This is a genomic window from Terriglobia bacterium, assembly GCA_020072645.1.
Taxonomy (GTDB): domain Bacteria; phylum Acidobacteriota; class Terriglobia; order Terriglobales; family Acidobacteriaceae; genus Angelobacter.
This window is the reverse complement of sequence record JAIQGK010000002.1, coordinates 135,059-148,317: the sequence shown is the minus strand read 5'-3', so window position 1 is coordinate 148,317 and position 13,259 is coordinate 135,059. Positions and strand designations below refer to the sequence as shown.

10 protein-coding genes and 1 tRNA gene are annotated in these 13,259 nt (G+C 55.2%); 5 read left to right on the top strand and 6 right to left on the bottom strand.

Annotated elements, in window-relative coordinates; genetic code table 11:
• The first annotated feature begins 149 nt into the window (after positions 1–149).
• On the top strand, positions 150–971 hold the full coding sequence (locus LAO76_02750; protein ID MBZ5489832.1) for a hypothetical protein: 822 nt from the start codon (positions 150–152) through the stop codon (positions 969–971).
• Positions 972–1,023: 52 nt separating this feature from the next.
• Here LAO76_02750 and LAO76_02745 read toward each other — a convergent pair whose 3' ends face one another.
• From LAO76_02745 to tadA, 4 genes are all read right to left on the bottom strand, one after another.
• Positions 1,024–2,295 carry a site-specific integrase gene (locus LAO76_02745; GenBank protein ID MBZ5489831.1) on the bottom strand — a complete coding sequence of 424 codons (1,272 nt, stop codon included), beginning with the start codon at positions 2,293–2,295 and terminating at the stop codon, positions 1,024–1,026.
• An 83-nt stretch (positions 2,296–2,378) separates the two neighbouring features.
• Positions 2,379–2,468 (bottom strand) — tRNA-Ser (locus LAO76_02740).
• 169 nt (positions 2,469–2,637) lie between these two features.
• Entirely contained in the window at positions 2,638–5,139 is a 2,502-nt protein-coding gene (locus LAO76_02735; GenBank protein MBZ5489830.1) for an ABC transporter permease, read from the bottom strand.
• Between the two features lie 30 nt (positions 5,140–5,169).
• The gene (tadA, locus tag LAO76_02730) at positions 5,170–5,613 is read right to left on the bottom strand and encodes a tRNA adenosine(34) deaminase TadA (protein MBZ5489829.1); all 444 of its coding nucleotides are present in this window, start codon (positions 5,611–5,613) and stop codon (positions 5,170–5,172) included.
• Between the two features lie 243 nt (positions 5,614–5,856).
• Here tadA and LAO76_02725 point away from each other — a divergent pair, with 243 nt between their 5' ends.
• Both LAO76_02725 and LAO76_02720 read left to right on the top strand, forming a co-directional pair.
• Complete coding sequence (locus tag LAO76_02725) at positions 5,857–7,095, top strand: hypothetical protein (protein ID MBZ5489828.1); 1,239 nt, start codon at positions 5,857–5,859, stop codon at positions 7,093–7,095.
• An 800-nt stretch (positions 7,096–7,895) separates the two neighbouring features.
• A complete protein-coding gene (locus LAO76_02720; GenBank protein ID MBZ5489827.1) occupies positions 7,896–8,198 on the top strand; it encodes a hypothetical protein in 303 nt (100 codons plus the stop codon).
• Between the two features lie 318 nt (positions 8,199–8,516).
• Here LAO76_02720 and LAO76_02715 read toward each other — a convergent pair whose 3' ends face one another.
• Together LAO76_02715 and LAO76_02710 are read right to left on the bottom strand one after the other, a co-directional pair.
• Entirely contained in the window at positions 8,517–9,119 is a 603-nt protein-coding gene (locus tag LAO76_02715) for a hypothetical protein (GenBank protein ID MBZ5489826.1), read from the bottom strand.
• Positions 9,120–9,596: 477 nt separating this feature from the next.
• A complete protein-coding gene (locus LAO76_02710; GenBank protein MBZ5489825.1) occupies positions 9,597–10,451 on the bottom strand; it encodes a DUF92 domain-containing protein in 855 nt (284 codons plus the stop codon).
• Between the two features lie 106 nt (positions 10,452–10,557).
• On the opposite strand from LAO76_02710, the gene LAO76_02705 reads away from it, so the two are divergent.
• Together LAO76_02705 and LAO76_02700 are read left to right on the top strand one after the other, a co-directional pair.
• On the top strand, positions 10,558–11,439 hold the full coding sequence (locus LAO76_02705) for a Ku protein (protein ID MBZ5489824.1): 882 nt from the start codon (positions 10,558–10,560) through the stop codon (positions 11,437–11,439).
• A 224-nt stretch (positions 11,440–11,663) separates the two neighbouring features.
• Complete coding sequence (locus tag LAO76_02700) at positions 11,664–13,208, top strand: YncE family protein (GenBank protein ID MBZ5489823.1); 1,545 nt, start codon at positions 11,664–11,666, stop codon at positions 13,206–13,208.
• Positions 13,209–13,259: the final 51 nt, after the last annotated feature.

The window sequence follows — 13,259 nt, the reverse complement described above, 5'->3', positions numbered from 1 at the left end:
AATGCCTTGGAGAGCGAGAATGTGCAGGTCTTCAAAACCCAAACGCTCATTCTCCTTCTTTAGCCACAACCGAGCGGCCAGTAGAAATCTCGCTTCGCTTAAAACCTGCCATCGATATAATTTGAATATGCACATTGAGGAGAGTCTACGTGGCGTCTGTTGACGAAGCGTCCGCAATACCGTCCAAAAACTCCAAAGCAAGCGTCAAAACGCAATCGGAACTCGTATTTGAGCAGTATCTTGAATCGCAGAATCTGAACTGGAGTCGTATTCCAGAATCCAGTCGGAAGCAACCCGATTACAGGATTACGCAGGAGCTGACATGCGTATTTGAAGTTAAGGAATTCGCCGATCCAAAAATAAAACCTGTGGGCGGATACAATCCTTGTCCACCCATCAAAGAAAAGATTCAGGCGGCGTCCGAAAAATTCAAGTACTACAGAAACGACTGCTGTGCGTTAGTCCTGTGGAATACAAGCATTTATCGAAGTGCGATCCCGGAGATTGTCCTCGCGGCAGCTTTCGGAGAGAAGGTTTACATGAACCGACCACCACTTGGAGCACAGCCGAGCACCTTTCACTTCTCGGGACGAGCAGAGTTGAGACCTGATTGCAATACCAGACTTAGTGCGATTGTGATCCTCGCACCGTACCAATTAAACCACGTGCGACTTGAAGTTTGGCGGAGACTTGATGCCAAGAGACAACGAGGTGAAGAAATTCAGCCGTCTGACCAATTTGACTTGCTTGCCCAGGTCGAATCTGAAGGTATCGTAGGCAATTCATACGAAGGTACCATCCGAACCATTGTGCTTGAAAATCCATATGCGAAAATTGCGTTTCCTCATGACTTGTTCGTTGGAGCATTCGATCAGCACTGGCGCATGGAATCGGGCTGCTTCCGGCTTTCTTTCGTAGGTGCAGAGCTTCAGCGTCTTGAGAGTGAAGGCGTGCCTACCATTTTTTGGTAGCGTCAAGATCAGACGGGGCTAAGGCGTCCAAGAGAATTTTGGTCCAATTCCCCTACTGGGCTGCATGAATCGGCGTTGAGTTTGCGGTTGCAAACGCAGCCAGTTCACTGCCGTTGACCCGCGCCGCCACATCCTTATTCCGCACCGCTTTCAGATATACCATCGTTGAAGCAAGGTCGTTGTGTCCAAGCCATAATTGCAGGGTGCGAATGTCGCAGACATGGTCCTGCAAATTCCGGGTCGCAAATGTATGTCGGAATTTGTGCAGGAACCAATTGGAACAAAACTCGCCGTCTGCGCATTTGTTCCCATGGCGGGAGGTGCATCGACCGCAGTTCAGACCGGCCTTATACGCAATCCGCTTCAGCTTCCATTCGTGCTTTTTGTCCGGCTCGCCTTTCATTGTCGGGAAGATCAGGTTATTCGGATTGTCTCCTTTCTGGCGCTCTTTGTGGGCCTTCAACTCAGCAACCAGCGAGGCTGGAATCGGGACCTCGCGCTCTTCCTTGTTTTTCGGCTTAAATGCCCATTGCGTCTTGGCGGTAACCCGCACCGCGTGACTGCGAAAATCTACATCCCGCCAGGTCGAATATCGAACTTCCTTGTCGCGCATCCCCGTCAGGAGATAGAACAGGAACAAGGTTTTCTCCGCTGGCTGGCAGGCGCTAAAGAATGCCGTCAGGTCTTCCGGTTCATAAATCGGCCGTATCGGATCGACATATTTCGGCCAGTCGCGTTTGTGCAGTAATCCAGTGATGCCGTTCAGCTTCAGCAACTGGCAGACGATCACAGCGCGATTGTTCGCAGTACGTGGGCCGCAGCCGAGGTCATAAATCTTGCGGATAAATCCGAGAATATCTTCCCGCGTAACATCGTGCAGATAGGTCTTCCGGCAGTTTTGGGCAAACAGCTCCAGGCAGTGCTTGTATGCGCCGTAGGTCCTGGGCTCGCGTTGTGGCGGCTCGATCTCTTTGAGATATGCTTTCACGGCATCCCAAATGCGGAGACCGTGGCCTTCTTCGCTTTCGGCCAGCTCGATTCCGGCCTTGCCGGCATCAAGCTCAATGGCCTTGCGCCGCGCCTGCTCCAGCACTTCGCTCGAATCCTTGACACTCTGCCGACGCCGAGCGCCATTCTCGTACCACTCAATGTAATAGGTGCCTTCGGCATGCCGCTCCGGGCAGCCATCCACCAGCACCCAATCTTGCTTCAGCTTATTGTTCTGCGTCTGCGCAGGTGCGAAGCGCCATTTATCGGCCACTTTGACATACTTGAGGATGTTGACCCGGCAAGAATACCCTTTGTGGTTTTGCGGTTTCGGCACGGCTGGTAGGCTCCTGTCTATCTTTCAGCTACAGACAGGATGATAGACAGGAAGGCATCTAAATACAAGAAAATAATGGTACATGGCGGAGAGGGAGGGATTTGAACCCCCGATACCCGTTAAGGTATGTCCGCTTTCGAGGCGGATCGTTTCAACCACTCACGCACCTCTCCGCGTCGTGAAAATTCGTGGTCTGCTGATCATTTTATCAGGTGAGGCCCATCAAGGAGCGCGCTGGTTCGCGGGTTCGGTTGCTGCTACGTACACACTGTGATTTGCCTCGTCGCCCCAGGGCTTTAGATCTGCCGCTTTTACTCACCTGGCGCAGCTCACGGGACGCGATTACTGATGCCGCAGGGCATCCATTGGGTCCACCTTCATGGCGCGCCGTGCCGGAATGTAGCAGGCCAGCATGGCGATGGCGGCGAGCACGGCGGCGACCGAGACAAAGGTAAGAGGATCGGTAGGTCGAACGCCGTACAGCATGGTCCCCATCAGGCGTGTGAGAGCCAGAGCACCGGCCAGTCCAATGAGGATTCCGGCCAGCGTCATGCGCGCGCCATCTTTCAGGACCATACGCAGCACGTCAAACTTCTGGGCTCCCAGGGCCAGGCGCACGCCGATTTCCTTGGTGCGCTGCCCCACCATATAAGAAAGAACGCCATAAATGCCGATGCTGGCGAGCAGCAGCGCCAGAAGCGCGAAGACGCCAAGCAGCGTCATGGTGAAGCGCTTGTTGGAGATGGAATCGGCAACGGTTTTTTCCATGTCTTCAGGATTATGAACAACCATTCCTGCGTTGTACTCAAGGATGCGGCTGCGCAGCGCGGCCACATTGGAGGCTCCAGCCGAGTGCAGGCGTACGAACGTGTCCGATGCCAGGCCGGCGCGCTGCATTTCTCTATCTGGAATTTGGGCCAGCGGCAGATACATCTGGGCGCGTAGCGCATCGGGCCCATCGCTATCGAGCCCCCACTGATTCACGTGACCCACTATGCCGATAATTTGCGGATTCGGTAATTTATCCAGCGCGGAAGGATTGGTGTTGAGATCAATGTATTGTCCAATGGGGTCCTGTCCAGGAAAATATTTTTCCGCCATGCTTTCATCGATGACAGCAACCGGGGCTGCATGCTCGTTGTCTGCGGCAGTGAAAAAGCGTCCGCGCTTGAGCGGAATCTGCATCACCTTCAGATAGTCCGGTTCCACGTCATACTCAATGGTCATGGGATAATCGCCTGGATGCGCTGGTTTTGGCCTGCCTACAACCCAGAAGAAATTTTCGTCATCGCTCCCCATGGGATGTGCGCCTCCACTCAAAGACACGGCTTCAATGCCCGGAGTTGTCGCCAGCTTGTCATGAATCTGGCGGTAAGCGGACCGTATTGCGTCGGCGGAGCCGCCTTTGAAGGAAGCAGGGCCGGAAAGCTCCAGAGTCAGTACGTTTTTGGGATTGAAGCCAGGATCGGATCGCCACAGGCTGACTAACGTCCGAATCATCAGGCCCGCGCCGATCAGCAGCACCAACGCCATCGCCAATTCTCCAACGACGAAAACACTTTGAGCGCCACCGCGTGCACCTGCCAGAGCGCGTCCGCTTTCAATCAGTTGTCTGCTCACGCTGCCTTGCGACGCTTTCCATGCCGGCATTAATCCAAAAATGAGGCCTGCGAGAATGGACAGAGCAAACGTAAACAGCAGAACGCGAAGATCAAGGCCAATATCCTCCGCGCGCGGCAGTGTGCGCGGGACAGCGGCAAGTGCCGCCGTCATGCCAAATTTGGCCACAACCAGCCCCAGCGCGCCCCCGATCAAGGACAGCAGCAAGCTTTCAGTCAATAGCTGGTGAATCACTCTGTGCTGTCCCGCGCCCAAGGCCATGCGGATGGCAAACTCGTTTTGTCGCGCCGTGGACCGCGCCAGTAAAAGGTTGGCGACGTTCACGCAGGAAATAAGAAGAACAAATGCGACCGCGCCCAGCAGGACAAAAAGGATCGGGCGCATATTGCCGACCATTCCGTCTTTCAGTGAAAGAATATTGGCTTTCTTGCCGGAGTTGACGTCCGGATAAGCAGCGGTCAGATCGCGCGAAACTCGCTCCATATCTTCACGCGCCTGCTGCAGAGTCACGCCCGGCTTGAGCCGGCCAATAGCGTCAAGGCCCCACCCAGCGGCGCGATCGTTATAAAACTTTGGCTCGTTATATTCGCCCACTGGGACATAAACGTCATTCAGCGGGCCGCCGCGCTGGAAGTTCTGTATGTGGAGATGAAAACTGGATGGCACCACGCCGACGATGGTTCGGCCCACATCGTCCAGAATCATCCGCTGGCCGATGATATCTTTGCGTCCGCCAAACTTGCGCTGCCACAAGCCTTCAGTGATCATCACGGTGGGGTTCGCGCCAAGCTGGTTTTCGTCAGCGGTAAATGTCCGGCCCATGATCGGGTTCACGCCAAGAATTTCAAAAAAACCGGCGGAAATCATTTCTCCATGCAGACGTTCCGGCTCGCCGTTGCCGGAAAGATTAAACCCGGTAGAGCGGTAAGCGGCCATGCCCACGAAGGTGGTGTTCATCTTCTGCCAGTCTTTGAAGTTTGGATAAGAGATGGAGCCATTATCAAAGTTCGTAATCTTCTGAAACATGGAGACCAACTGCTCAGGTTGATAAAAGGGCAGAGGATTGAGCAGCACGCCGTTGACCACGGAGAAGATTGCCGTGTTCGCTCCAATGCCAATCGCCAGGGTGAGAATCGCAATCAGTGAAAAGGCAGGCGACTTGGCCAGCACTCGAAGTCCATAACGCAGGTCTTGAGGCAGAGAGGTGAGTAGGTTGGCGGACATACGTTTTTTGACTGCTGCCAAGATTTCCGGTTAGCAGGAGGTCTGCTGTCTTTTTTGGCGAAAGAAGTTCTGCAGAATTTCTGAACATTTTTCAGCCAGCACGCCGGCAGTGACTTCCATGCGGTGGTTCAGGCTGGGATGATTAATGACCTGTACCGTGGACCCGGCAGCTCCGGCTTTAGGATCAGCGGCGCCATAGACCAACCGGACAATCCGCGCATGGATGAGCGCACCGGCGCACATGGAGCAAGGCTCAATGGTGGCGACCATGGTGCAGCCAGTCAGGCGATGATTTCCCAATCGAGCAGCAGCCTGGCGCAGAGCAACGATCTCCGCATGGGCCGTGGGATCGCTATCCAGCAGGTTGCGATTATGCCCTCGGCCGATGATCTCACCATCCTTGATTACTAAAGCGCCAACAGGCACTTCACCGGCTGCGGCAGCGAGCCGCGCCTGCTCCAGAGCCAGTTCCATCCATACGGCATCTTCTCCGGACTGCATGTCTGCTGCGTTTTTGTGTGTGCCTGTCATAAACCTTGCCGCGGGTTGCATCAAAAATTTAGCACGAGCAGCAGCTCTGCTTATGTTTTATTTCTCAGTCAACCCGAGAGAGTTTACCAGTCTCTAACCAGTATCGGCGTCCTTACCTCAGTGGACGTTGGCGGGAACAAACTCGCATCAAGCCCAGACGGGCGCAGATAACGAAGGAGCAACGACATGAACAAGAAATTTATTTTGGCGCTGATGCTGACCACAGGGATGGCATTTGCGCAGACAGGCAGCTCTGGCTCCACAACCGACCAGTCCAGCCAGCAGCCCTCGACAACCAGTCCATCCACCTCGCCTTCCACTTCAACGCCTTCAACGGCTGATCAAACGAATTCAAGCGCGACCACTACAAATTCGACCACGACCAGCACCAGTGATCAATCCAATTCCATGCGCGGCTGCCTGAAACAGTCCGGCGGGAACTGGGTGCTTGCGGCCGACAACGGCCAGAGCGTCAACCTGCAGGGCGACAGCTCCATGCTGAAGCCGCACGATGGACACCAGGTCCAGATCCAGGGAACGCGCGCCAGTGATGGTTCATTGCAGGTCAGCTCAGTCAACATGATTTCCGATTCCTGCACCAATAACCAGGCTGCCGCATCCGGCGCAACCGCGGGCACTTCCGCCGCCGATCAATCGGCTTCAAGCGCAGCAGCTCCGGCTTCAACCATGTCCAGCGCGTCATCACCAGCTGCCACAAGCTCAACTGATCAGAGCGCAGCTTCACCTTCCACGTCGGCCAGCAACAGCACGCCAGCCGCACCAGGCAGCGCTCAGGCTCCGACCACGGACACGAACAACGCGAACGCGCCCGCAGCAACTACCAACACAACCCAGGCGCCCGCACAGGGCGAGAGCGCCAGCGCTCCGGTAAATCCGCCAGCAACAACGCCGAGCTCGAGCGACCAGAGCGCGGCTGCCAGCACCAGCGCTCCAAGCAGCTCGACAACGTCCAGCACCACCAGCACCACGGACCAGAACTCCACTGCTTCCAGCACCGCCGCTCCCAGCACGACCGACCAGAGCGCCGCTGCTTCCAGCACGACTGCAGCTCAGACTCCTTCAACCAGCAGCACGACTTCACCCAGCAGCACCACCGCTGACCAGAACGCCGCTGCCAGCTCCACCACAGCCCAGAATCCTCCGGCCAGCAGCACCACCGGAACAGACCAGAACGCAGCTCCTGCCAGCAGCGCCGCTGCCGCTGACCAGAGTGCTACTTCTACTGATAAAAACTCCGACAAAAACTCCACCGCGGCTGACAACGCTTCGGCGTCTGATCAGAATGCAAACGCTAACGCTGATGCAGGCCAGAAACTGCCCCAGACCGCTTCTCCGCTGCCGTTGCTAGGCCTGCTGGGATTCGGCTCCATCGCTGCCGGCTTCTTTGGCCGCAAAAAGAAATAACCAACGCTCATCTACTTAACCGGCTGCCCGTATGCAATGCATGCGGGCAGTTTTGTTTTAGCGGGAAAGAAGTTGCAGCTATGGGCGATTGCGCCGAAGCAGAACACCAAAATCCGGGACTTAATTTTGTTAGGCGGTCCGCACGAAAAGTGGGCTGAAAAAACGAATAAAAAGTCTCTTTACGCGCTTCTGCCGAATGAGCTATATGTGTGAGGAGCTGTTAGTACTTTTTAGCAGGCTGCCGAAAAAAGTATTTTCAGCCTGGATTTTCAGGGGCTAAAGCCCAAGCCATTTGAATTGCTAACACTTGTTTCGAGGGGAGGAGACTTTTTCCGCAGCGGTCAGCCAAAACGAAAGACGCAGGCTAAAAGCGCTTGCGCCATCTAAACCCCGCAAAGGAAATACAAGAAGGTTTTCAACAAATGCTGGCCGATACTTGCTTGCCCAAAAGATTATTGCGCGCAGCCGAGAGCGGCTGCGGTACACAATGATTTGTTTATTGCATGCGTTGTCGAGTCATTTCAGAGACACCACACTAGTTGCTTAACCTAACGGGCAGCGCCCGGTGTTACAAGCACCGAACGCGCCCTAACCGCCGTTCACCTGCTAGAGGCAGGCAAACCTTGGCTGCTATTGAACATAAACACTCCCCGTCCCGGGCGCAAGGCTCCCGCCGCCGCGCTCACGCCTCAACCAAACCTGCTCGAATTAAATCCGCCAAAACCAAACCTCAAACTTCAACGCGCAGGCTTCGCAACTCAAAACACGGCGATCCCAAAAAACCGAAGAAGCGAGAGAGGTTGCCGCCTGCGCTGCGCTTCACCGAAACCAAACGCGGAAAGACCACGGTGCGCCGTTACAGCGGGCGCACGTTCTATCGCTTTGAAGAGGTCAAAGGCAAGCCTGTGGATTTTGTCGAGGTTTTCACCTCCGGCGAGAACCATGCAATTGACGTCCGTTTTCAGGACAAGACCGCGCTGCATTTTGTAATCGATCCCGGATTCACCCTGGAAACCGAATATGCCGACTGGAAGACAGAGAACTGGCGTCCTATCAAAAGCTGGCCGCTGATTCACAGTGAAACGCACCGGATAAAGCGATGAAGGCTGAAAGTTTACCCCACCCTTTGCGTCCGCAGTCAGTCCGGGTTGAGTATGCGACCCTAGAAGGACGCAAAGGATGGGGACCCACGCGAAGCAATTGGTACCCAGACGGTCCGGACTTCTGGGAATTTGCAGTAAAAGCTAAATCACGATAGACGTGCCGGCGCGGGTTCTAAACGGGACTCGCGCCGTTTTTATTGACTAATTGCGTCCCCAGGAAAGTAGTGCGTGCCCCATCCTTTGTCTCCCGCCTGATCGTAACAAATTACGAATCCTCCCACCGGAAGCAAAGGGTAGGTCAGATTAATGACGCCGGAATTATGGAGTTATCGTGAAGCCCACGGGGTCGGTCCTGAAGAGGGGTCCATTTGCCACGTCAACCGGGACGGTGCCCGCAGACGCAATCGCTGATGCCGGCACCGCAGCAGTGACCGTATTTGGGTCAACAAAGGTGGTTGGAAGCGCTGAACCATTGAATTCCACAACGGAGGATGAAGTGAAAAACGAACCGACCACCGTGAGCGTAAAGGCAGGGCCGCCCGCTTTCGCGCTGCTGGGCGAGAGGGAACTGATGACGATTGTGGACACCGTGAATGGCGAGCTATTCGAACTTGAAGGATTGACCACGCTCACCTGGAGAATTTGCGGCACTTCCGCGAAAGAAGCATCCACCGAGGCCGTCAATGTGGTGGAGGCGACGAACTTGGTGGGCAACGGATTGGCGTTCATTTCCACCACGGAACCGGAACCAAAACCGTCACCGGTCACGGTCAGGGTGAACGTCGGGCTTCCCGCGTGGACCGAATCCGGAGTCAGCTTCCCCACGAACGAAGGGCCGGAAGAGCCACCGCAACCGGCAAACGAGCCCAGCAGGATGAGCCCAACTGCTGCAAGAGCGACGGCATGTTTCTGACCTTTCATTTTTTCCTCGTCGTGACCTGAGGGTGTCTTTTGACACTAAGACGCAAGGCACGCCAAGAATATTACTACTTTCAGCCGTTAGTCATAAACTTAACCACAAAGGACACCCATTCGACTTCGCTCAGGGCAGGCTGCGGAACGCAAAGGAGATCGGGTAATCCCTGGCCGGCTAAATTTGCTTACGTGAGATAAGACCGCGCTCCACTTCGTCATTGATCCCGGCTTCATCCTGGAAACCGAATACGCAGATGTGAAGACAGTCAACTGGCGTCCGATCAAACGCTGGCCGCTGATCCACAGCGAAACACACCTGATAAAGCGATGAAGGTAGGCTTTTCTGTTAACCCACCCTTTGCGTCCACAGTCAGTTCGGATTGGACATGCGTTTCTCGCAGGACGCAAAGGATGGGGCACCCACAGTGTGGCAGGGGACAGTAAAGTGCTACTTTCGATTGATTAATGGATGCGCAGGGTCGGTCAGGAACCCAAACACCAGGCCATACCCACTGCTGCGGCGGTGCTGAGCAGGTTGACCAGATCGTTATCGAGCCAGCCGTGGCGCTCAAAGATCGCGCCCAGCAAGCTATCGATGACGGTGCCGAAAAAACCGGCAAGAACGATGGTGGCAAGCTGGCTTACAGGAACAAGACCTGTAGCGACCGCCGCGATGGCAACACTCGCCGCACCGAGCAAAGCGGCGATGGTCCCAAACAGGCTCATGCCGCCGTCAGTCCCTGCGGGAACCGGCTTGAAGGTGGTGATCATGAAGGTTTTGCCGGGAAAGGCCATGCCGATTTCGCTCGATGAGGTATCACCGGCGGCTTCAGCCAGAGCGGCCAGCGCGAGCACCGGCCAAGCTTTACCGGCCACGGCAACTACCAGCGCGGCGATGCCAAGATTGGCCATGGCTTGTGAGGCGGTACGTCCACCAGGGGGCTCAGCGGTGCGGAGTTGCTGCTTGCGCGCATAACCCACACGAGTGGCAACCAGGGTGACAGCAAAGACGATGAGCAACGCCAGAAACATGCGCAGATCGCGGACCGCCATGATGAAAGCGACGGCAGAGCCGGCGAGCGATCCGCTGAAATTCACGCCGTCGGCAAACCAAGCAAGCACGGCGAATCCGGCGGTGATGGCCAGCGCGGTGAGGAATCGGCGGCCGCCGGGAGGGAATTCAGAGTGATGCAGGGATGCAAAGACAGCAAGAATCGCGGCGGCAAAGCCCAGCGCTAGGAGGTCAGAGATCCTGAATGAGCGGGATTTTGGCAGTGCGTTCCTCCCCGGCGGACGAGCGGGGCTGGCGGCATACAAGCCCCTTAGCGCATCGTACAAGAGAAAGGGCTTGCCACAAACAGGGTGGCCTAAACCTTTCCTTAAACCATGAACGTACGCAAGGGTGAATCTTAACTAAAGGGTGAATCTAACTTAAGGGTGAATCATGGCTGCATCTGTCTGGACCGGGTATCTTACTTTTGGACTCATTTCCATGCCGGTAAGGCTGTTTTCCGGCGCACGCGGCACGCGAGTTTCTTTCCACATGCTGCATCGGGACGACAACGCCCGGGTAAAGCAGCAGCTCTACTGCCCGGTGGATGAAAAGGTCATTGAGCGGAATGAGGTTGTGAAGGGCTATGAATTCCGCAAGGGCGAATATGTGGTTATCGAGCCGGAAGAGATCAAGAAGATCGAGCCCAAAACCGCCAAAGCCATGGAGATCCTGGAGTTTGTGAAGCAGGAAGAGATTGACCCTGTGTACTTTGAGTCATCCTACTATCTGGCCCCGGACGAAGCCGCCAAAAAGCCTTACGCGTTGCTGGTAAAAGCCATGAAAGATACCGGCTACGTGGGTGTGGCCAAGCTGGCCATGCACAATCGCGAATACACGGCGTTTTTGCGCCCGTATGAAAAAGGGCTGATGCTGCACACTATGTATTACAAAGAGGAAGTGCGTGAAGCGCCTGACTTTGGCACCCAGCATGCCACGCTGAAAGAAGGCGAAGTGAAAGTGGCGCACCAGTTGATTGAAGCCCTGGCCGCGAAGTGGGACCCGGAAAAGTATTACGACACGTTTGAAGAGAACCTGAAAAAGCTGATCAAAGCCCACATGGAAGGCAAAGAGGTGGTGGCGATTGATAAGCCGCGCCCTGCCGCCGCGCCGACTGACCTGATGGCCGCGCTGAAGCAAAGTCTGGCGCAGATGGAAGGAAAGAAGAAAGGTCCGCAACGCGTGGAGGCTGCCCAGAGAGAGTCAGAGGTTGAAGTGAAAGGGAAGCAGAAATCGGTTGTGGGAAAGAAGAAGCCGCCGAAACGAGCGGCGTGAAACCTCAAGATCGGGTGATCGCACGTGATCCGGTGATCGGTTGATCTGGTCCGCGAGGCCGACTTGCGCGCCGAGCGGCCTGCATCAAGCGCAAAGAATTGTCAGCCAGTGCCACGCTCCCAAGCGGTTTGGAGCAAAGCGACATAAACAAATGGGTTACAATAAAATCCTTCGCAATAATTCAGAGTTTGGGCGTTCAAACCGGTAGCACCGGTGGAGTTTGAATGAAGGCAAGTTTCAAGGCAATGTGGCTGCTGGCCAGCCTGGGCATTCTTATATTGGTGGCCGTAGGCTGCAATGACACCTTACGGCAATTTATCGTCCCTGTTCCATCGCCTTCTGGCGACCCCGGAACGCTTGCGCATGCGATCACACTCTCAACCAACCCGCTTCCGGCCGGCGGCCCTGGCAGTGATATGCACATTGACGTTTCCGGCGACTCAAGCGTAGGGATCGTGCCACTGGGGCTGAATCCAATTTTTCTGGGAAAAACTTCAAATCGCGTTTTCATCATTAATAAAGGGGACCCGACCGCTACGATTCCAATTCCGCCTTCGGTTTCCACTTATATTGCGCTCCTTCCCAACACCGCGGTTTCAACAGTGACGTTGCCCGCCACCAGTCTGAATCCAGTGGCCGGCGCCACCAGCAGCACCGGTAATTTTTATGTCGTGAATAACCTCAGCAATAGCGTTGACGTGATAGCCGGCGGCATCCTGGCTGTCGTTGATACGATCAAACTGCCGTCAACTCCCACGCATCCGGTCTCGAATCCGGTAATGATCGCTGGCAACGCTGCCAACAACAAGATTTTTGTCGTAAACCAGGGAAGCAACAACGTCACGGAAATTTCCACCATTGACGACACGGTGATCGGCGATCCGATCCCGGTCGGAAATTCGCCTATCTGGGCGGTGATGAGCACAGACGGGCTGTTTGTGTTTGTAGTGAATCAGGGCGATGGAACTGTGAGCGTGATTGATACTTCGCTGGACATCATTCTTCCTTGTGCTCCCGGTCCTTCATGCATTGGTGGAAATGCCATCAAGGTAGGCACAACGGCGTCTCCATCGCCGAACTTTGCTTTTTACGATTCCAAACTCAAGCGCGTCTACGTGAACAACACGGGCGAGCCGAGTGTTACCGTCATCAAAGGCAATGGGTTTGACCTGGGCTCAAATCCGCAGGTCTTGCCAGCTAAGATTGCGGATATTTCACCGTTGTCGGGGCTCCCGACTTCTATCACCGCGCTGAGTGACGGCAGCAAAGTTTATGCGGCGCTGGGAAATTGTCCGGCAGGAGTGAATCACCTCACGCTTCCTACAACTGCCAGCAGTTGCCCCGGCAATCTGGTCAGCGTGATTGATGCGGTTGGTCTGCGTGAAACGGGAACAATCGCAGTTGGCACAGGCGCAATTTCAGTGGACGCTTCGTCTGACGCGTCGCGCGTTTATGTAGTGAGCGCCAATGACATTACCACCGTTCGCGATGACGTGCACAGGCCGAATTGTACAGATCCATTGTGCCTGGATGGCCCGGTCCTACCCGATAGAACTTTTCCCACGCCTTCGATCTCCATTATCAAGACGGCTACAAATGTAGTTCTGGCGACTCCGGTAAACGGTGGAATCGTAAACCGTCCGCTGCCTACGTTTCACGTTCCACAGCAGGACCCATCGTGTGTTCCCACAATCGATCCTAATTTTAACGATGACGTTCCGCTGCCTTGTCCGCTGCAAACGCCGTTTCTGGTGCGTACTTTCCCATAGTCTGCGGAATTAAACAGTGCAAAAAAATGGGCGGCTTTGCGGCCGCCCGTT